General features: G+C 72.3%; 17 protein-coding genes. 6 read left to right on the forward strand and 11 right to left on the reverse strand.

Going from position 1 to position 19,655, the window contains the following annotated elements; translation table 11 throughout:
- Nucleotides 1-32 precede the first annotated feature (32 nt).
- On the forward strand, nt 33-1,316 hold the full coding sequence (locus AA0005_RS13765; RefSeq protein ID WP_413450709.1) for a GNAT family N-acetyltransferase: 1,284 nt from the start codon (nt 33-35) through the stop codon (nt 1,314-1,316).
- A gap of 80 nt (nt 1,317-1,396) precedes the next feature.
- Here AA0005_RS13765 and AA0005_RS13770 read toward each other — a convergent pair whose 3' ends face one another.
- Nucleotides 1,397-1,843: a ribose-5-phosphate isomerase gene (locus AA0005_RS13770; protein WP_413450710.1), complete on the reverse strand. Its 447-nt coding sequence runs from the start codon at nt 1,841-1,843 to the stop codon at nt 1,397-1,399.
- Between the two features lie 85 nt (nt 1,844-1,928).
- Here AA0005_RS13770 and AA0005_RS13775 point away from each other — a divergent pair, with 85 nt between their 5' ends.
- On the forward strand, nt 1,929-3,923 hold the full coding sequence (locus AA0005_RS13775) for a M13 family metallopeptidase (protein ID WP_413450711.1): 1,995 nt from the start codon (nt 1,929-1,931) through the stop codon (nt 3,921-3,923).
- Between the two features lie 47 nt (nt 3,924-3,970).
- On the opposite strand, the gene AA0005_RS13780 is transcribed toward AA0005_RS13775, so the two are convergent.
- The 3 genes from AA0005_RS13780 to AA0005_RS13790 all read right to left on the reverse strand — a co-directional run bounded on the left by AA0005_RS13780 (nt 3,971) and on the right by AA0005_RS13790 (nt 6,766).
- On the reverse strand, nt 3,971-4,492 hold the full coding sequence (locus AA0005_RS13780; RefSeq protein ID WP_413450712.1) for a hypothetical protein: 522 nt from the start codon (nt 4,490-4,492) through the stop codon (nt 3,971-3,973).
- Nucleotides 4,493-4,561: 69 nt separating this feature from the next.
- A complete protein-coding gene (locus AA0005_RS13785) occupies nt 4,562-5,260 on the reverse strand; it encodes a YggS family pyridoxal phosphate-dependent enzyme (RefSeq protein WP_413450713.1) in 699 nt (232 codons plus the stop codon).
- A gap of 60 nt (nt 5,261-5,320) precedes the next feature.
- A complete protein-coding gene (locus AA0005_RS13790; protein WP_413450714.1) occupies nt 5,321-6,766 on the reverse strand; it encodes a helix-turn-helix domain-containing protein in 1,446 nt (481 codons plus the stop codon).
- Between the two features lie 129 nt (nt 6,767-6,895).
- Here AA0005_RS13790 and aceA point away from each other — a divergent pair, with 129 nt between their 5' ends.
- Together aceA and aceB are read left to right on the forward strand one after the other, a co-directional pair.
- Nucleotides 6,896-8,224 carry an isocitrate lyase gene (aceA, locus tag AA0005_RS13795; protein WP_413450715.1) on the forward strand — a complete coding sequence of 443 codons (1,329 nt, stop codon included), beginning with the start codon at nt 6,896-6,898 and terminating at the stop codon, nt 8,222-8,224.
- A gap of 70 nt (nt 8,225-8,294) precedes the next feature.
- Complete coding sequence (gene aceB / locus AA0005_RS13800; protein WP_413450716.1) at nt 8,295-10,025, forward strand: malate synthase A; 1,731 nt, start codon at nt 8,295-8,297, stop codon at nt 10,023-10,025.
- A 116-nt stretch (nt 10,026-10,141) separates the two neighbouring features.
- Here aceB and AA0005_RS13805 read toward each other — a convergent pair whose 3' ends face one another.
- From AA0005_RS13805 to AA0005_RS13825, 5 genes are all read right to left on the reverse strand, one after another.
- Complete coding sequence (locus tag AA0005_RS13805; protein WP_413450717.1) at nt 10,142-11,191, reverse strand: biotin/lipoate A/B protein ligase family protein; 1,050 nt, start codon at nt 11,189-11,191, stop codon at nt 10,142-10,144.
- Nucleotides 11,192-11,222: 31 nt separating this feature from the next.
- Complete coding sequence (gene cimA, locus AA0005_RS13810) at nt 11,223-12,842, reverse strand: citramalate synthase (RefSeq protein ID WP_413450718.1); 1,620 nt, start codon at nt 12,840-12,842, stop codon at nt 11,223-11,225.
- Between the two features lie 234 nt (nt 12,843-13,076).
- Nucleotides 13,077-14,171: a branched-chain amino acid aminotransferase gene (locus AA0005_RS13815; protein WP_413450719.1), complete on the reverse strand. Its 1,095-nt coding sequence runs from the start codon at nt 14,169-14,171 to the stop codon at nt 13,077-13,079.
- 111 nt (nt 14,172-14,282) lie between these two features.
- Entirely contained in the window at nt 14,283-15,335 is a 1,053-nt protein-coding gene (locus AA0005_RS13820; RefSeq protein ID WP_413450720.1) for a 3-isopropylmalate dehydrogenase, read from the reverse strand.
- Nucleotides 15,336-15,377: 42 nt separating this feature from the next.
- Nucleotides 15,378-15,947, reverse strand: a complete 570-nt coding sequence (locus AA0005_RS13825; protein WP_413450721.1) for an ASCH domain-containing protein — start codon at nt 15,945-15,947, stop codon at nt 15,378-15,380.
- 89 nt (nt 15,948-16,036) lie between these two features.
- Here AA0005_RS13825 and AA0005_RS13830 point away from each other — a divergent pair, with 89 nt between their 5' ends.
- Complete coding sequence (locus tag AA0005_RS13830; RefSeq protein ID WP_413450722.1) at nt 16,037-16,627, forward strand: DUF4870 domain-containing protein; 591 nt, start codon at nt 16,037-16,039, stop codon at nt 16,625-16,627.
- A gap of 200 nt (nt 16,628-16,827) precedes the next feature.
- Nucleotides 16,828-17,952, forward strand: a complete 1,125-nt coding sequence (locus tag AA0005_RS13835; protein WP_413450723.1) for a ScyD/ScyE family protein — start codon at nt 16,828-16,830, stop codon at nt 17,950-17,952.
- 65 nt (nt 17,953-18,017) lie between these two features.
- Here AA0005_RS13835 and ilvC read toward each other — a convergent pair whose 3' ends face one another.
- Nucleotides 18,018-19,046 (reverse strand): ketol-acid reductoisomerase, encoded by a 1,029-nt coding sequence (ilvC, locus tag AA0005_RS13840; RefSeq protein ID WP_413450724.1) that lies wholly within the window; start codon nt 19,044-19,046, stop codon nt 18,018-18,020.
- Nucleotides 19,047-19,118: 72 nt separating this feature from the next.
- The gene (gene ilvN, locus AA0005_RS13845) at nt 19,119-19,643 is read right to left on the reverse strand and encodes an acetolactate synthase small subunit (protein WP_413450725.1); all 525 of its coding nucleotides are present in this window, start codon (nt 19,641-19,643) and stop codon (nt 19,119-19,121) included.
- Nucleotides 19,644-19,655 lie beyond the last annotated feature (12 nt).

Genomic DNA, 19,655 nt, shown 5'->3' on the forward strand with positions numbered 1-19,655 from the left:
CCGCACGGGCCGGCCGCTGCCATGATCCGGCGGTGACCTTCACCGACCCGCCCGCTCCCCCGCTCCCGACCGGCTACCGCCTGGCCGAGCTCGACGACGCCGCCGACCGCGCCGCGATGCACGACATCGACCGGTGGGCCTTCGCCTTCGACTTCGCCCCCGAGGACGAGCAGGTCCACGTCTGGGAGCTCGAGCCCGGCCGCAGCGTCGGCGTCTGGCACGACGGACCGCGGGGCACCACGCTCGCGGCGATGCACTCCTCGTACGCCTTCCGGGTCCAGGTGCCCGGTGGCGAGCGCCTGCCCGCCGCCGGCCTCACCTGGGTGGGCGTCCACCCGGGCCACCGCCGCCGCGGGCTGAGCCGCGCGATGCTCCACGCCCACCTGCGCCGCTCACGTGAGCGCGGCGAGGTCGTCTCGGTCCTCAACGCCGCGGAGAGCGGCATCTACGGCCGCTACGGCTACGGGATCGCCACCCACCGCGTGTCCGCGACGCTCGGCCGCGGCGCAGGGCTCCGCGAGGTCCCCGGCAGTGAGGACCTCGTCGTCGAGCTCGAGAGCCTCGACGGCCCGCGGCACAGTACCGAGCTCGAGCACGTCCACGGCCAGGTGCTGCGCCCCGGGTGGATCACCCGGGACACGGAGGCGCTGCGGCAGATGCGCGTCATCGACTGGCCCTCCGCGCGGCGCGGCGCCGAGCGCCGCCGCATCGCCTTCGTCCGGGACGCGACGGGTGCACCTCGGGGCTACGCGCTGTTCCGCCGCAAGGAGAAGTGGAGCGACGAGGGCAGGCCGGAGGGCACCGTCCACGTGCACGACGCCCTCGCGCTCGACGCCCCGGCCGCCCGCGCGCTGTGGGCCGCACTTCTCGACCTCGACCTCATGGGGAGCGTCGAGGTGGGCAACCTCGCGCCCGACGACGCCCTCCTCGGCCTGCTCATCGACGTCCGCGGCATCAACCGCAAGGTGCACGACGACGTGTGGCTGCGCATCCTCGACCTTCCCGCCGCACTGGGCGCGCGGGCCTACCCGTGCGCCGTCGACGTCGTCCTCGAGGTGAGCGACCCGCTCGTCCCGGACAACGCCGGCCGCTGGCACGTGCGCGGCGGGCCGGACGGCGTGGAGGTGGCCCGCACCGAGGCACCGGCGCACCTCGCGGTGGGGATCGCGGACCTCGGCGCGGCCTACCTCGGCGGGACGACGCTCACGGCGCTCGCCGCGGCCGGGCGGGTCACCGAGCTCGTCCCCGGCGCGCTCGCACCGGCCGCGACGGCCTTCTCCTGGCCGGTGGCCCCCTCCACCGGCTGGGGCTTCTGACCAACGCCGAGCCCCCCTCGTAACGCCGAGAGCGGAGTTGTTCCAGGAACAACTCCGCTCTCGGCGACCGGCAGGTGGGGTCAGCGCTGCTCGTACGCGGCGAGCTGGTCGATGCGGCGCTGGTGGCGGGCTTCCCCCGAGAAGGGCTCGGCGATGAAGGCCTCGACGAGGGCGATCGCCTCGTCGACCGAGTGCTTGCGAGCGCCGAGGGAGATGACGTTGGCGTCGTTGTGCGCCCGCGCGAGCGTGGCGGTGTCCAGGTCCCACGCGAGCGCGGCACGCACACCGCGCACCTTGTTGGCGGCGATCTGCTCACCGTTGCCCGAGCCACCCAGCACGATGCCGAGGCTGCCCGGCTCGGCGACGACGGCCTCACCCGCGGAGAAGCAGAAGGACGGGTAGTCGTCCTGGGCGTCGTAGGTCGCGGCCCCGTGGTCGACGACGTCGTGGTCCCCCGCGGTGAGGTGCTCGACGAGGGCGGCCTTGAGCTCGAAGCCTGCGTGGTCGGCGGCGATGTGGATGCGCATGGCCCCTATCTTGCCGTGCCGCGCGGCGGGCCGGGGCCACCGTCTCGGCCCGTGCCGGCGCCCGGCCCTCCCGTATCGTCGGACCATGACGACTGACGAGACGACCATGTCGTTCGCGCAGGCCATGGACACGAGCGTGCGGCCGCAGGACGACCTCTACCGCCACATCAACGGGACCTACCTGCGCGAGCACGAGATCCCCGCCGACCGTGCCCGCGACGGCGCCTTCATGGTGCTGCGCGACCTGTCCGAGCAGCGGGTGCGCGACATCATCACCGAGGCCGCCGCGGACGAGGAGGCCACGGGCGAGGCCAAGCAGATCGGTGACCTCTACGCCTCCTTCATGGCCGAGGAGCGCGTCGAGGCCCTCGGCACCGGACCCCTCCAGCCCGACGTCGAGCTCTTCACCGCCGCCCGGGACAAGGACGCCCTCGCCCGCGCCATGGGCACGCTCGCCTCCACCGGCGTGGGTGGCGCCGTCGCGCTCTTCGTCGACACCGACTTCAACGACCCGGACAGCTACCGCGTCTTCCTGTGGCAGAGCGGTCTCGGGCTGCCGGACGAGTCCTACTACCGCGAGGACGCACACGCCGAGACCCGCTCGGCCTACCTCGCCCACGTCGCGGCGATGCTCGAGCTCTCCGGGCTCGTCACCGCCGACGAGGCCATGGGCGCCGCCCAGCGCGTCATGGACGTCGAGACCCGCCTGGCCGCCGGCCACTGGGACAAGGTCCGCTCGCGCGAGGCGGACCAGATCAACAACCCGCGCACCTGGGCCGAGGTCGTCGACTCCGCGCCCGGCTTCCCCTGGGATTTGTGGCGCGAGTCCCTCAACCTGCCCGCGGGCGCGGTCGACTCGACCATCGTCGGCATGCCGTCCTTCCTCACCCACTTCGCCGCCGCGTGGGAGGAGCTGGACGTCGACTCCCTGCGCATGTGGCTGCTGTGGCACGTCGTCTCGGCGCGGGCGCCCTACCTGCCCTCCGCCTTCGTCGAGGAGCACTTCGACTTCTACGGCCGCACGCTCACCGGCGCGCCGGAGATGCGCGAGCGCTGGAAGCGGGGCGTCTCGCTGGTCGAGGGTGCCCTGGGCGAGGCGGTGGGCAAGCTCTACGTCGAGCGCCACTTCCCGCCGGAGCACAAGGCCCGCATGCAGAAGCTCGTCGACAACCTCATCGAGGCCTACCGCCAGTCCATCACCGAGCTCGACTGGATGGGTGAGGAGACCAAGCAGCGCGCGCTGGACAAGCTCGCCGCCTTCACCCCGAAGATCGGCTACCCCGACACGTGGCGCGACTACTCCACCCTCGAGACCGACCCGACCGACCTCCTCGGCAACGTCCGCCGCGCCGAGCTCTTCGAGACTGCGCGCAACCTCGCCAAGCTCGGCGAGCCCATGGACCGCGACGAGTGGTTCATGCCGCCGCAGATGGTCAACGCCTACTACAACCCGACGATGAACGAGATCGTCTTCCCGGCGGCGATCCTCCAGCCCCCGTTCTTCGACGTCGACGCCGACGACGCGTGGAACTACGGCGGCATCGGCTCGGTCATCGGGCACGAGATCGGGCACGGCTTCGACGACCAGGGCAGCAAGTACGACGGCACCGGCCGCCTGCACGACTGGTGGACCGAGCAGGACCGCGCCGAGTTCGAGGCCCGCACCAAGGCGCTCATCGCGCAGTACGACGCCTTCTCCCCCGCCCAGCTGAACGGCTCGCACCACGTCAACGGCGCCCTGACGATCGGGGAGAACATCGGCGACCTCGGCGGGCTGTCGATCGCGATCAAGGCCTACGACATCGCGCTGCGCAAGCAGGGCCTGTCCGGCCTCGAGGACGCCCCGGTGGTCGACGGGCTCACCGGTCTGCAGCGGGTCTTCTACTCGTGGGGCCGCATCTGGCAGCAAAAGGCCCGCGACGCCGAGGTGATCCGGCTGCTGTCGATCGACCCGCACTCGCCCAACGAGTTCCGCTGCAACGGCGTCGTGCGCAACCTCGACGCCTTCGTCGAGGCCTTCGACGTCCAGCCCACCGACGCGCTCTACCTCCCGCCCGAGGAGCGCGTGCGCATCTGGTGACCTGACGGCGAGGGCCGCCCGGGGAGCCCCCGGGCGGCCCTCGCCGTTCAGAACAGCTCGTAGGCGGCCCGGGCGACGCTGAAGCCGTAGCCGGACCCGTCGTGGCGGCAGGTGACCCCGGACCGCGCGCTCTCGCAGGTGAAGCCGTGCGCCGCCGTCGTCTGCCCGTAGTCGAGGACGGGCACGTCACCGGCGACGACGAGCGGCTCGCACGGCATCGAGGCCCCCGCCTCCTCCACGCGCAGGTGGCCGCCCGCGCCCTCCTCCTCGCAGGAGGCGGCGTCCACCGGGTCGTAGGTGAAGTTGGAGATCACGCAGTCGGCGGAGTCGGTGCCGATGGCGCAGACGATGTTCCCCGACGGCGAGGAGAAGTACTCCGCCTCGGGCTCCGGCGTCGGCGTCTCGGCCGGCTCGCTCTCCCGCTCGGTGCTCGTCGACGACGGCGTCGGGTCCTCGCCACCGCCCCCGAGGCGGCCGGCGAGGAGGATGACGAAGAGCAGCACGAGGATGCTGACGACGACGATGAGGAACAGCTGCGCCGGCGTCAGCCGGCGGCCGGTGTCGGACATGGACCTTCCCGTCTCTCAAGAACCCCGACACGGTACGTGACGAGCCCCCGTCGAGGACAACCTAGCCGGTCAGGCCGGACGCGCCCCGAAGACGGCGCTGCCCACCCGGACCATCGTCGCGCCCGCGGCGACGGCGACCTCGAGGTCACCGCTCATGCCCATCGACAGCTCCCGCGCCGCACCGGTGCCGTCCGCGCCGCTGCCGAGCACCTCGTCGCGCAGCGCGGCCAGGCGCTCGTAGGAGGCACGGACGACGTCGACGTCGGTGGAGTTCGCCCCGATCGTCATGAGCCCGCGCAGCCGCAGGTGCGGCAGTGCCCCGACGGCGACGGCGAGCGCCACCGCGTCCTCGGGCGCGGCACCCGCCTTGGTCGGTTCTGCGGAGGTGTTGACCTGGACGAGGACCTCGAGCTCGCGTCCCTCGCGGCCGGCGAGGCGGTCGAGCCGCTCGGCGAGAGGCAGGCTGTCGACGCTCTGCACGCAGCCGACGAGCGGGACGACCTTGCCCGCCTTGTTCGACTGCAGCCGCCCGATGAAGTGCATCTCGTGCGGGAGGTCGGCGAGGTCCGGCGCGGTCGCGACGAGCTCCTGGGCGCGGTTGTGCCCGAGGAGGGGGAAACCGGCCGCGACGGCCTCGCGCACGAGCTCGACGGGTTGGGTCTTGACCGCGAGGAGGATGTCGACCTCGGCCGGATCACGACCGACGCTCCGTGCCCCGGCGGCCACCCGGTCCCGGACCGCCGCCAGCGCCTCGAGGACCTCACTCACGGGCCCGAGCCTATCGCCCCCACAGGCCCGGCCTTGACGCCGGGGCGCCCCTGCGGAGCCTCAGGAGCGGGCGCCGTGGCGGTCGAGGAACTCGTAGACCTCGGTGTCGTCGACGCCCGGGAAGGTGCCGGGCGGGATCGCGGCGAGCAGGTGGGAGTGCGCCCGGGCGCTGGGCCACGAGTCGGCCGCCCAGCGGGCGGCGAGCTCGGCCGGGGGCCGGCGGCAGCAGGCCGGCTCGGGGCACGCCGAGCGCGCGCGGACCGTCGTCTCGCGGCCCTGGAACCACTTCGCGTACGCGAACGGGACGCCGACGTCGATGGCGAAGTCCCCCGTTCCCGTCCGCTCGACGTGGGTGGTGCACCAGTAGGTCCCGCGGCCCATGTCGGTGTACTGGTGGTGGGTGGCGTACCGGTCAGGGTTGTGGAACACCGCGCGGGAGGCCCAGTAGCGGCACACGACCTGCCCCTCGATGGCTCCGGTGACGTCGGTGGGGAAGGTGACGTCGTCGTTCTCGTACGCCTTGTAGATGACCCCGTCCTCCCCCACCCGCATGAAGTGGACGGGCAGGTCGAGGTGCTCGGTGGCGAGGTTGGTGAACCGGTGCGCGGCGGTCTCGTAGGAGACGGCGAAGGCGTCGCGCAGGTCGTCGATCGCCAGCGCCCGCTCGTCCTTGGCCGCGCTGAGGAACTTCACGGCCGCGGCCTCGGGCACGAGCAGCGCTGCGGCGAAGTAGTTGACCTCCACCCGCTGGCGCAGGAAGTCGGCGTAGCTCTGCGGTTCGACGTGCCCGAGCGCGACGTGCCCCAAGGTCTGCAGGACGATCGTGCGGGGGTCCTGGCCGGCCCGCGCGGTGACGGGCAGGTAGATGCGCTGGTTGCGGCGGTCGATGATCGAGCGGGTGGAGCGCGGCAGGTCGGGGACCCGCTCCACCGTGAAGCCGAGGTGCCGCGTCACGGCACCGACTCCCCGGTCGGTGAGCGGCCCGGACCGGTGGCCCACCGCCTCCCCGATCCGTGCCGCGAGCTCCTCGATCTCCGGGAAGTAGTTGTGCCGGGCACGCATGTCCGCGCGCAGCTCCGCGTTGGCCCGACGAGCCTCCTCGGGCGTGGCCGCCCGGATCGCGGTGGCCCGCGCGAGCTCGTGGTGCATGCCGACCAGCGCCTCGAGCACCTCCGTGGGCAGGGTGGCCCCCGGCTTGACCACGGGCAGGCCGAGCGCGGAGTAGTGAGGTGCCGCCTGCGCCCGGGCAAGGTCGATCTCCAGCGCCGCTCGGTGTGACGGCGGCTCCGGACGGAGGAGCTCCTCGACCGGGACGTGCAGCTCGCGGGCGATCGCCGCGAGGAGGGCGAGCCGCGGCTCGCGCCGACCGTTCTCGATCTGGGACAGCAGCGACTGCGCCCGACCCACCCGCCCGGCCAGCTGCGCGAGCGTGAGCCCGCGGGCGCGGCGGGCGTGGCGGATCCGGGGCCCGAGGACGGCGAGGTCGATGTCGTCTGCGTCCGGCACTTCTTCTCCTCCAGTGAAGGATCACGGAACTTCACCAACCTTAGACCTTGGTGTGGCGCAGATCATGCTTCCAGAGTGGAGGCACGCAGTTGTTCACCGGCGCGAGCCGGCCGACCAGGGAGAGAACCGATGACCACGACGACGCTGACCCCGACGACGCACGGTGAGGGCCGGTCGGTCGCCACCCGCATCCGCAGCGAGGCCGCCGACCTCGCCCAGGAGTGGGCGGGCAACCCCCGCTGGGCGGGAGTCCGGCGGGACTACTCGGCCGAGGACGTCGTCCGGCTGCGCGGCACCGTCCGCGAGGAGCACACCCTCGCCCGGCGCGGTGCGCAGCGGCTGTGGGAGCTGCTCCACACCCGGGACTACGTCCACGCGCTCGGCGCGCTCACCGGCGGCCAGGCCACCCAGATGGTCCGTGCCGGCCTCGAGGCGATCTACCTGTCCGGCTGGCAGGTCGCGGCCGACGCGAACACCGCTGGCCAGACCTACCCCGACCAGTCGCTCTACCCCGTCGACTCCGTCCCGCGCGTCGTGCGGCGGATCAACAACGCCCTGCTCCGGGCCGACGAGATCTCCTTCGCCGAGGGCACCGACCCGGGCTTCGACTGGCTCGCCCCGATCGTCGCCGACGCCGAGGCGGGCTTCGGCGGGCCGCTCAACGCCTTCGAGCTCACCAAGGCCCTCGTGCGGGCCGGTGCCGCCGGCGTCCACTTCGAGGACCAGCTCGCCGCGGAGAAGAAGTGCGGCCACCTCGGTGGCAAGGTGCTCGTGCCGACCTCCCAGCACATCCGCACGCTGAGCGCGGCCCGCCTCGCCGCCGACGTCCTCGACGTTCCCACCGTGCTCGTCGCGCGCACCGACTCCCTCGCCGCCAACCTCATCACCTCCGACATCGACCCGCACGACGCCGCCTTCACCACCGGCGAGCGCACCGCCGAGGGCTTTTACCGCACGGCGCCCGGACCGGATGCCGTCGTCGCCCGCGCCCTGGCCTACGCGCCGTACGCGGACCTCATCTGGGTCGAGACCTCGACGCCGGAGCTCGGCCTGGCCCGCCGGGTCGCCGAGGCGGTCCGCGCAGAGCACCCGGGCAAGATGCTCGCCTACAACTGCTCGCCGTCCTTCAACTGGAAGAAGCACCTCGACGACGACGAGATCGCGCGCTTCCAGCGCGAGCTCGGCGCCATGGGCTACCGGTTCCAGTTCATCACCCTGGCCGGCTTCCACCAGCTCAACCACGGCATGTTCGAGCTGGCCCGCGGCTACGCGCAGCACGGCATGACCGCCTACGTCGGGCTCCAGGAGAAGGAGTTCGCCGCGGAGGCCGACGGCTACACCGCCACCCGCCACCAGCGGGAGGTGGGCACCGGCTACTTCGACCTCGTCTCCACCGCGCTCAACCCCGGCAGCGACACCCTCGCCCTGCGCGGGTCCACCGAGGAGCAGCAGTTCTGAGGCCGGTGGGGCGGCGCCACCCGGCGCCGACCCGGCCCGCACTCCCAAGCCAACACCGAAGGACACCGCCATGACCACGCAGACCACCGCCCCCTACCGGTACGACCCTCCCCTCACCCCGCCCTCGGCGCCCACGCCGCCGACCGCGGGAGACGAGATCGCCCCGCCCCGCCGTCGTCGGCGCCGCGAACGGCCACCTTTCGGGCTGGACGGGACCGTGCGCACCGTCGTCGACATCCCATCCACGCCGGCGAGCCAGGCGATCCTCACGCCCCAGGCCCTCGCCCTGCTCACCGAGCTCCACAAGCGCTTCGCCGGTCGCCGCGCCGAGCTGCTCGAGCTGCGCCAGCGCCGCCGCCAGGAGCTCGCCGACGGCAGGCGGCTGGACTTCCGGCCCGAGACCCGGCACATCCGCGAGGACACCTCGTGGCACGTGGCGCCTCCGGCGCCTGGCCTGGAGGACCGCCGGGTGGAGATCACCGGCCCCACCGAGCGGAAGATGACGATCAACGCCCTCAACTCCGGGGCGAAGGTGTGGCTCGCCGACCTCGAGGACGCGAACACCCCGCACCTCGAGAACGTCATCGCCGGTCAGGCCAACCTGCGCGAGGCGATCCGCCGCACCATCACCTACACCTCCCCCGAGGGCAAGGACTACCGCCTCCACGACGGCGAGCTCCCGACGATCGTCATGCGCCCGCGCGGCTGGCACCTCACCGAGAAGCACCTGCGCTTCGACGGTCAGCCGATGTCCGCCAGCCTCGTGGACTTCGGTCTGTACATGGTGCACAACGCTCACGCGCTCCTCGCCCGCGGGTCCGGCCCGTACTTCTACCTGCCGAAGCTGGAGAACCACCTCGAGGCGCGGCTGTGGGACGAGGTCTTCACCTTCACCGAGCGGCAGCTGGGCATCGAGCACGGCACCATCCGCGCGACGGTGCTCATCGAGACCATCACCGCGGCCTTCGAGATGGAGGAGATCCTCTACGAGCTGCGGGACCACAGCGCCGGCCTCAACGCCGGGCGCTGGGACTACATCTTCTCCCTCATCAAGACCTTCCGGGACCGGCCGGACATGGTCCTGCCCGACCGCGCCGACGTCACGATGACGGTCCCGTTCATGCGTGCCTACACCGAGCTTCTCGTGCGCACCTGCCACCGGCGCGGCGCCCACGCGATCGGCGGGATGTCGGCATTCATCCCGTCGAAGGACCCGCAGCGAACCGAGGAGGTCCTCGCCCGGGTGCGGGCCGACAAGCAGCGGGAGGCCGACGACGGCTTCGACGGCTCGTGGGTCGCCCACCCGGGCATGGTCGCCGCCGTCCGGGAGGTCTTCGACGCCACCCTCGGCTTCACCCCGCACCAGATCCACCGGACCCGGGAGGAGGTCACCGTCACCGCCGCCGACCTCCTGGCCGTCCCACCGCCACGGGTGACCCGCGAGGGTCTGCGGACGAACGTCGCCGTGGCGCTGCGCTACCTCGAGGCGTGGCTCGGCGGGCGGGGCGCCGTCGGGATCTCCGGGCTCATGGAGGACGCCGCCACCGCGGAGATCTCCCGCTCCCAGGTGTGGCAGTGGGTCCGTCACCGCACCGTGCTCGACGACGGCGCCCCGGTCACCCGGGAGCTCGTCACCGCGCTCCTCGAGGAGGAGCGGCTGCGTCTGGTCTCGGAGGTGGACGGGGACGCGGACCGGGTGGATCGCGTGGCGCAGGCCGCCGAGCTCTTCGCCGAGACGGCTCTCGCGGAGGACTACCCGCCGTTCCTCACGATCCCCGCCTACGCGCGCAGGATCGACTGAGCCCCTCGTCCAGCTTCCGGATCCCGCCACAAACGCCGGCGGATGAGCGCGACTCGCCGCCCGTGACCGGCGGCGTGTCGCCGCCGGTTGTGGCGGGATCCGGCTGCGAGGCTGCGTCAGGGCACGCGGTAGGTCCAGGCGTCGTCGAGGAACTTCTCCTCGACGAGCTGCTCGGCGCGGGCCAGCTCCTCGGCGGTGTAGTCCGAGCGCACGGTGTCGTAGCGGCCCTCGAAGTGGGCGATGAAGGACTCGATGATGGCCTCGCGGCTCATCCCGGTCTGCGAGCGCATCGGGTCGACCCGCTTGTTGGCGCTCGTGGTGCCCTTGTCCGACATCTTCTCGCGCCCGATGCGGAGCACCTCGAGCATCTTGTCGGCATCGATGTCGTAGCTCATCGTCACGTGGTGCAGGACGACGCCGCTCGCGAAGCGCTTCTGGGCGGCGCCGCCGATCTTGCCGGCGTCGGAGGCGATGTCGTTGAGCGGCACGTAGCGGGCGTTGACGCCGACCTCCTTGAGGGCGCCGAGGACCCAGTCGTCGAGGAAGGCGTAGGAGCGCTCGAAGCTCAGCCCCTCGACGAGGGAGGTGGGCACGACGAGGGAGTAGGTGATGCAGTTGCCGGGCTCCATGAACATCGCCCCGCCGCCGGACACGCGGCGGACCACCGACATGCCGTGGCGGGCGAGCCCCTCGGGGTCGATCTCGTTGCGCACCGACTGGAAGGAGCCGATGACGACGAGCGGGCCGTCCCAGTCCCAGATGCGCATGAGCGGGCCGCGGCGGCCGGCGGCCACCTCGCCGGGCAGCACCTCGTCCAGGGCCACGTGCATCGCCGGGGGCAGCACGCGCGGGCCGATGACCTCGAAGGTGTGGTCGGCCCAGCTCGTCGCGTGCCCCAGGGCGCGGCGCACCGCGATGCCGACGGCGTCGGCACTGAAGCCGACGAGCGCGACGTCCGGGGTGAGCGCGCGGGTCACCGTCTGGGCGAGCTCCTCGGCGCCCGCCGTCGCCGGCATGCCCTCGAGGGCCGCGTTGATGGCCTCGAGGGCGGTGTCCGGCTCGAGGAAGAAGTCCCCCGAGACGCTGACGTGCCGCAGCCGGTCCTCCACGACCTCGAGGTCGACGGCGACGAGCTTGCCCTGGGGAACCTTGTACTCACCACGCACCGGCTCAGGCTACCGGCAGTGGCGCCCGGCCTCAGCGCGGCTCGACGTCGCGGTGCAGCAGGCCGTAGACCACCGAGTCGACGAGGGCCTCCCAGCTGGCCTCGATGATGTCGGGCCCCACGCCCACGGTGCTCCAGGAGCGGGCGCCGTCGGAGGTCTCGATGAGCACGCGGGTGGTCGCGTCGGTGCCCGACTGGGTGTCGAGGATGCGGACCTTGAAGTCGATGAGCTCGAAGTCCTCGAGCTCGGGGTACACGTCGACCAGGGCCTGGCGCAGTGCGTGGTCGAGCGCGTTGACCGGACCGTTGCCCTCGCCGGTGCACACGACCCGGCCGCGGCCGGTGTGGAGCTTGACGGTGGCCTCGGCCAGGGTGAGGGAGATGTCCTCGCTCAGCGTCTGGACGATGGCCCGCCAGCTCTCGACGGAGAAGTACCGCGGGCGGCTGCCGTCGAGCTCCTCACGCAGGAGCAGCTCGAAGGACGCGTCGGCCGCGTCGAAGGTGTAGCCCTGCGCCTCGGCGGCCTTGACCCGCTCGGTGACCCGGGCGAGCACGTCCGGCCGGCCGGACAGGTCGATCCCCAGCTCGCGGCCCTTGAGCTCGATGCTCGCCCGCCCCGCCATCTCCGAGACGAGCATGCGCATGTCGTTGCCCACGGCCACCGGGTCGATGTGCTGGTAGAGGTCGGGGTCCACCCGGATCGCCGAGGCGTGCAGGCCGGCCTTGTGGGCGAAGGCGCTGGCGCCGACGTAGGGCTGGCGGGCGTAGGGGCTGATGTTGGTGATCTCGCTGATCGCGTGCGACAGGCGGCTCGACTCGCGCAGCCCGTCCCCGGCGAGGGTGTCCACCCCGTGCTTGAGCTCGAGGTTGGCGACGACGGTGACGAGGTCGGCGTTGCCGGTGCGCTCGCCGTAGCCGTTGACCGTGCCCTGGACGTGCCGCACCCCCGCCTCGACGGCGGCGAGGGAGTTGGCGACGGCGCAGCCGGTGTCGTTGTGGGCGTGGATGCCCAGGACGCCGTCGACCCGCGCACGGACGTCGGTGACGATCTCGTGGACCCACCCCGGCAGCATCCCGCCGTTGGTGTCGCACAGGACGGCGACGTGCGCGCCGGCGTCGAGGCCCGCGCGGACCGCGGCGACGGCGTACTCGGCGTCGTAGCGGTAGCCGTCGAAGAAGTGCTCGGCGTCGAGGATGACCTCGCGGTCGTGCTCGCGCAGGTAGCGGACGGTGTCCGCGATCATCCGCAGGTTCTCCTCCGCCGTCGTGCGCAGGGCGCGCTCGACGTGCCGGATGTCGCTCTTGGCGACGATCGTGATGACGGGCGCCTCGGAGTCGACGAGCGCACGGACCTGGGGGTCGTCGTGGGGACGCGTGCCGGCCTTGCAGGTGGAGCCGAAGGCGGCCAGGCGGGCGTGGCGCAGGTCGAGCTCCTTGGCCGCGCGCGCGAAGAACTCGGTGTCCTTGGGGATCGCGCCGGGCCACCCGCCCTCGATGTACCCCACCCCGAGCTCGTCGAGCAGCGGGGCGATGGCGAGCTTGTCCGCGACGGACAGGTTCATCCCCTCCTGCTGGGCGCCGTCGCGCAGGGTGGTGTCGTAGACGTCGATGGCGAGCTCAGCCTGCGAGGCGAGGCGCGTCGTCGTGCTCATGGTGTGTCTTCCCTCTGTCAGCCGTCGCAGTCCTGCTCCCCGACGGGGGTGGTGCCGGTCTCGGTCGCCGCCGGGGTCTCCGGCAACAAAAAAACCTCCCGGGGTACGGGAGGTTGCGCACGTGGCGGGTGGTGCCGCGTGCGCTAGCCGATAATGAGCCGGAACTGCATGGCGTCATGATGCCACACCCGGCGGGTGACCTGTAGCACCCGTCCACCCCGGCCTCCCGCCCGCTCAGACGAGCGGCTGCATCCAGCCGTGCGGGTCCGCGGCGCGGCCGAACTGGATGTCGGTGAGCTGGGTGAACAGGCGCTCGGTGACCGGCCCGGCGGCGCCGTCGCCCACGGTGACGTCGAAGGACTCCCCCGCCAGGCGGCCGATGGGCGTGATGACCGCGGCGGTGCCGCAGGCGAAGACCTCGCTGACGGAGCCGTCGCGGATGCCGTCGAGCAGCCCGGCGAGCGGGATGTCGCACTCCTCGACGGCGGTGCCCTGGTCGGTGAGCAGCGTAAGGATCGAGGAGCGGGTGACGCCCTCGAGGATCGTGCCGGTGAGGGCCGGGGTGCGCACGACGCCGTCGGCCCCGACGACGAAGATGTTCATCCCGCCGAGCTCCTCGAGGTTGGTGCCCGTGGCGGCGTCGAGGAAGCACACCTGGTCGAAGCCGCGGGCGTAGGCCGTCTGCTGGGGCAGCAGGCTGGCAGCGTAGTTGCCGCCGAACTTCGCGTTGCCGGTGCCGCCCGGCCCGGCGCGGTGGTAGTCCTCGGCCACCCAGATCGAGACCGGCTGGAAGCCGTTGACGAAGTAGGGCCCCACCGGGGAGGCGATGACGAGGTACTCGAAGCGGTGGGCGGGCCGCACCCCGAGGAAGGGCTCGGTCGCGATCATGAAGGGCCGCAGGTACAGGCTCGCGCCCGGCGTCGAGGGCACCCACTCGAGGTCGGTCTCGACGAGGGCGCGGATGGAGGCGAGGAAGTCCTCGACCGGCAGCTCGGGCATCGCCAGGCGGCGCGCGGAGAGCTGGAAGCGGCGCGCGTTGGCCTCGGGCCGGAACGCCCAGGCCGAGCCGTCGGCGTGCCGGTAGGCCTTGAGGCCCTCGAAGATCTCCTGGCCGTAGTGGAGCACCGAGGCGGCCGGGGACAGCTCGAGCGGGGCGAAGCCCTCGACCCGGTGACCGTGCCACCCGCCGTCGACCGACCACGTGGCCCGCGCCATGTGGTCGGTGAACTCCACCCCGAAGCTCAGCCGCTCGAGGGCGGCGGTGCGCTCCGCCGTCGTCCGCGGGCGCGAGCTCGGCACGATCGCGAAATCGGCAGGTGCAGTGGTCATGACGGGCCTCCAGCGGTCCTTCGGTCATCCGCCGGCGGCGGGTGCTGGTGCGTGCAGTGGTACTCGAGAGTATCGCCCGGGCGCCGCCGGACAGGCCCGGCGCGCGGCCGCTCAGCGGGCGCGGGCGCCCTCGGCGACGGCGGCCGCGAGCGCGTCGCCGACCTCGCTCGTCGTGCGCGGGGTGGTGCCGCGCCCGGCGATGTCGGCGGCGACGGCGCGCTCGACGCGAGTGGCGGCGTCGTCGTGCCCGAGGTGGGCGAGGAGGAGCGCGACCGACAGGACGGTGGCCGTCGGGTCCGCCTTGCCCTGGCCGGCGATGTCCGGCGCGGAGCCGTGGACCGGCTCGAACATGCTCGGGGTGGTGCGGTCGGGGTTGACGTTGCCCGAGGCGGCCAGGCCGATGCCGCCGGTGACGGCCGCGGCGAGGTCGGTGATGATGTCGCCGAAGAGGTTGTCGGTGACGATGACGTCGAAGCGCCCGGGGTCGGTGACGAGGAAGATCGTCGCGGCGTCGACGTGGAGGTAGTCCACCGTGACGTCGGGGAACTCGGCGTTGACGCGCTCGACCGTCCGCCGCCACAGGTGGCCGGCGTGGACGAGGACGTTGTGCTTGTGGACGAGGGTGAGCTTCTTGCGGGGACGGGCCGCCGCGCGCGCGAAGGCGTCGCGGACCACGCGCTCGACGCCGAAGGCGGTGTTGACGCTGACCTCGTTGGCCACCTCGTGGGGCGTGCCGACGCGGATGGCGCCGCCGTTGCCGACGTAGGGGCCCTCGGTGCCCTCGCGGACGACGACGAAGTCGATCTCACCGGGCTCGCCCAGCGGGGTGGGGACGCCGGGGAAGAGCTTCGAGGGGCGCAGGTTGACGTAGTGGTCGAGCTCGAAGCGCAGCCGCAGGAGCAGCCCGCGCTCGAGGACGCCGCTGGGCACGCTCGGGTCGCCGACGGCGCCGAGGAGGATCGCGTCGTGCTGGCGGATGGCGCTGAGGTCCTCGTCGGTGAGGGACTCCCCCGTGCGGTGCCAGCGGGCGGCGCCGAGGTCGTACGGCGTCGTGCGGACGGTGACGTCCTGCAGGGCGGCGTCGAGGACCTTGAGCCCCTCGGCGACGACTTCCTGGCCGATGCCGTCTCCGGCGATCACTGCGAGGTCGATAGTGCGCGTCATGCGCCCACCGTAGTCATCCGTCCACTGATCGGGACGGCTGTCTCACGTAGTGACCGGCTCGCGGACGTCCGCGGTGTCCTTGCCGGGCCGCGGGTCCAGCAGCCGGAAGCGCTCGAGGACGACCTCGCTGTCGTCGTCGAAGGTCAGCCCCACCTCGGCGAGCTCGGCCGTGAAGAAGGGGGCGTGGACGGCCCGCCAGTGCTCGAGGGACAGGTCGCCCTCCCCCTCGGCCGCGGCGTGCTCCGCGCCGACCGCGGCGTACGGGACGACGTCGATCGCCGTCGTGACGATGAGGGCCCGGGGCCGGCCCGCGCCGTCGAGGATGATCGAGAGGTCGCCGGGCCGCGGCACGGGCTCGCCGCGCACGGGGTAGGGCTCGGCGGCACTCGACGTCGCCGTCTTCGCGCCCGAGAGCACGAGGGCGAGGAGGGAGTCGGCCTCCCGCGGGTCGGAGCCGAAGGACCACGCCGGCGGCTGCACCGTCCCCAGGGCCTGCTGGCCCACGACGACGTCGAGCCGGTTGAGCCCGGCCCGCTTGCGGGCGGTGGCCCAGTACGCGGCGATCGCGGCGTCGCGGGGGTCGGTCGGGACGTGAGCGGCGTCGTCGGTCATGGTGGGAGTCTGCCAGTAGCTCGGCGCGCGGCACCTGCTCGCCCGTACGCTGGTCGCGAGCGCCGCGCAGTGCAGACGAAGGAGCGACCATGTCCACCACACCCGACTTCGGTGACGACCCCCAGCGCCCGTCCAGCGGCGGTCCAGGGCCCGGGCAGTCCCCGTACGGACACTCGCCCTACGAGCAGCCCGCCGGCCCGTACGGACAGTCCCCCTACGGCGCCCCGGCCGACCCCTATGGTCAGCAGCAGCCCCCTTACCCGCCCTACGGCAACCAGCTCTACGGCCAGGCTCCCTACGCGAACCAGCCCTACGGGCAGCAGCCCTCCGCCGACGACCGGACCATCGCCGTCATCGCCCACCTCTCCCCGCTCGCCGGCATCGTGCTGAGCGTCGGGACGGTCAGCTGGCTCGCCCCGCTCATCGTGTGGTTCGTCTGGCGCGACCGCGGGCCGCTCATCCGCAACGCGGCGGCGAGCGCCTTCAACTTCAACCTCACCGTGTGGATCGTCGGTGTCATCGCCTTCGTCTGCTTCGTCACCGTGTTCCTCATCCCCGTCGCGCTCGTCCTGTGGGCGGGGGCCTTCATCGCCCAGCTCGTCCTGTCGATCAGGGGCGCCATCGCCGCCAACCGGGGCGAGGTCTACCGCTACCCGCTCCAGGTCCCGATCCTGCGCTGAGCGCGGGAGGGTGAGTGCGGGTGGCTCCGCGCGAATCCTCCCTCGTCACCCTGTCCGTTTCTCGACGGGCGGGCATAACCTCACGCTGTCCCGGCGGATACGGGAGGGCGAGGCGGGCCCAGGCAGCCCGTCGCCGCGCACTCGGGTACCGGCGTTCCCACCCAGGGACCGACCGTCCTCTCTCACGCCTGGAGAAGCCCATGCGCAAGTCCACCCTGGCAGCCGGAGCGAGCGTCCTCGCGCTGGCCGCCACCCTCCTCACGGTCCCGGCACAGGCCGATGACCGTGCCCGCGAGCCCGAGGGGGTCGCGGGCGGCCTCATCGGCCCGCTCACGCTCGCCGTCGGCAACAAGAGCGACGTCTACGTCACCCAGACCTTCGCCAACACCCTGTCCAAGGTGACCAGTCGCGGCGAGGTCTCCACCCTCCACCAGCTCCCGCTCTCCCCCGAGGAGGGCGAGCTCGTCGGCGTCGCCTACGACCGCGGGGCGACCTACCACATCGAGACCGACTACAGGGGCGAGGCGCCGACCAGCCACGTGGTCAAGACCGCGAAGAACGGCACGCGGTCCGTCGTCAGCGAGGACCTGTGGGCCTACGAGATGGCGCACAACCCGGACGCGGACGACACCTACGGCTTCCGCAACCTCGGCGCGCAGTGCGCCGCGGACCTGGCGGCGTTCGAGGAGGCCATCGGGCTGCCGCTCTTCAGCGAGTACCAGGGCATCGTCGAGTCCCACGGCTACCAGCTCGACGTCCACAACGGGACGATCTACGTCGCCGACGCGGCCGCCAACGCGATCCTCGAGATCAACGAGAGGACCGGGCGCGTCACGCGGACCCATGTTCTTCCCGCGACCACCATCACCTTCACCGCGGAGCTCAAGGCCTGGGCCGACGGGCAGTTCGAGGGGGCGGCGCTGCCGGACTGCGTCGTGGGCAAGCGCTACACGCCCGAGCCGGTCCCGACCGACGTCGAGGTCGGGTGGGACGGCGCGCTCTACGTCACCACGCTCGAGGGCGGCGCGGGTGAGGCGCTGCCGCTGAGCAAGGTGTACCGCGTCAGCCAGCGGGGGTGGTTCCTGGAGCTCGCCGGGGGGATGCACGGGGCGACCGGCCTGGCGCTCATGGAGTCCGGGCACATCGTCGTCGCGGAGATGTTCGGCGGCGAGGTCTCGGTCATCCGCCCGCTCCACCGACGGGCAAGCACCCTCTTCACGGCCGACTCACCGGCCGACGTCGAGGTCGACGGTCGCACGATCTACGCGACGACCGGCGCCATGGGTGAGGGGCAGCTCGTGAGGTACCACCACCGCGGCTGGTAGCGCCTGCGGCGAACGCGCGAGGCGCCGGCCGGGGAGCTCCCCGACCGGCGCCTCGTGTGCCGGGCTCAGCGCGCGGCGCTGCCCTCGGTGTAGTCCGAGTCCTTGGTCTCGACCCAGCTGAAGAGCTTGCGCAGCTCACGGCCGGTGGTCTCGATCGGGTGCTGCTCGCCCTTGGCGCGCAGCTCCTTGAACTCCGGCGCACCGGCGTCCTGGTCCTTGATGAAGCGGTCGGCGAAGGCGCCGGACTGGATGTCGGCGAGGACACCCTTCATGTTCTCCTTGACCTCCGGGGAGATGACCCGCGGGCCGGAGACGTAGTCGCCGTACTCGGCGGTGTCGGAGATGCTCCACCGCTGCTTGGCGATGCCGCCCTCCCACATGAGGTCGACGATGAGCTTGAGCTCGTGGAGGACCTCGAAGTAGGCGACCTCGGGCTGGTAGCCGGCCTCGGTGAGGACCTCGAAGCCGTACTGGACGAGCTGGGAGGTGCCACCGCACAGGACGGCCTGCTCGCCGAAGAGGTCGGTCTCGGTCTCCTCGGTGAAGGTCGTCTTGATGCCGCCGGCGCGCAGGCCGCCGATGGCCTTGGCGTAGGACAGCGCGGTGTCCCAGGCCGTGCCGGTCGCGTCCTGCTCGACGGCGACGATGACGGGCACGCCGCGGCCGGACTCGTACTCGCGGCGCACGAGGTGGCCCGGGCCCTTGGGGGCGACCATGACGACGTCGTGGCCGGCGGCCGGCTTGATGTAGCCGAAGCGGATGTTGAAGCCGTGGGCGAAGAGCAGCGTGGCGTCGGCCTTGAGGTTGGGCTCGATGTCCTGCGCGTACAGGGTCCGCTGCACCTGGTCCGGGGCGAGGATGACGACGACGTCGGCGCCCTTGACGGCGTCGGCGATGCTCGCGACCTGCAGGCCCTGGTCCTTGGCCTTGGCGGCCGAGGAGCTGCCCTCGCGCAGACCGACGGTGACGTCGACGCCCGAGTCGCGCAGGTTCAGCGCGTGGGCGTGCCCCTGGCTGCCGTAGCCGATGACGGCGACCTTCTTCCCGGCGATGACGGACAGGTCGGCGTCGTCGTCGTAGTACAGCTCAGCCACAGTGTTCTCCCTGGTGTTGGTGGGTTCGGTCCGGCCGGGGCCGGGTGGTGGTTCTGGGGGTCAGTATGCGGGTCAGGCGGACCGGACCCGCTCGAGGGCGCGGTCGGTCATCGAGCGGGAGCCGCGGCCGATGGCCACGGTGCCGGACTGGACGATCTCCCGGACGCCGTGCGGCTCGAGGGCGGTGAGCAGCGCCTGGAGCTTGCCGTGCGAGCCGGTCGCCTCGATGGTCACGGCGTCCGGGGCGACGTCGACGACGTGCGCCCGGAACAGCTCGACGACCTGGAGGACGGCGGTGCGCGAGGAGTCGTCGGCGCGCACCTTGACGAGCAGCAGTTCGCGCTGGACGGAGGACTCCTGCTCGAGCTCGACGATCTTGATGACGTTGATGAGCTTGTTCAGCTGCTTGGTCACCTGCTCGAGGGGCAGCTCGGCGGCGTCGACGACCACCGTGATCCGCGAGATCTCCGGGTGCTCGGTGGGGCCCACGGCGAGGGAGTGGATGTTGAAGGCGCGGCGGGCGAACAGCGCGGAGACGCGGGTGAGCACGCCGGGCTTGTTCTCCACCAGCACCGACAGGGTGTGACGGGTACTCATCGGGTTCCTCGC

This window comes from Georgenia phoenicis (genome assembly GCF_047302425.1).
In the GTDB taxonomy this organism is placed as follows: Bacteria; Actinomycetota; Actinomycetes; order Actinomycetales; family Actinomycetaceae; genus Oceanitalea.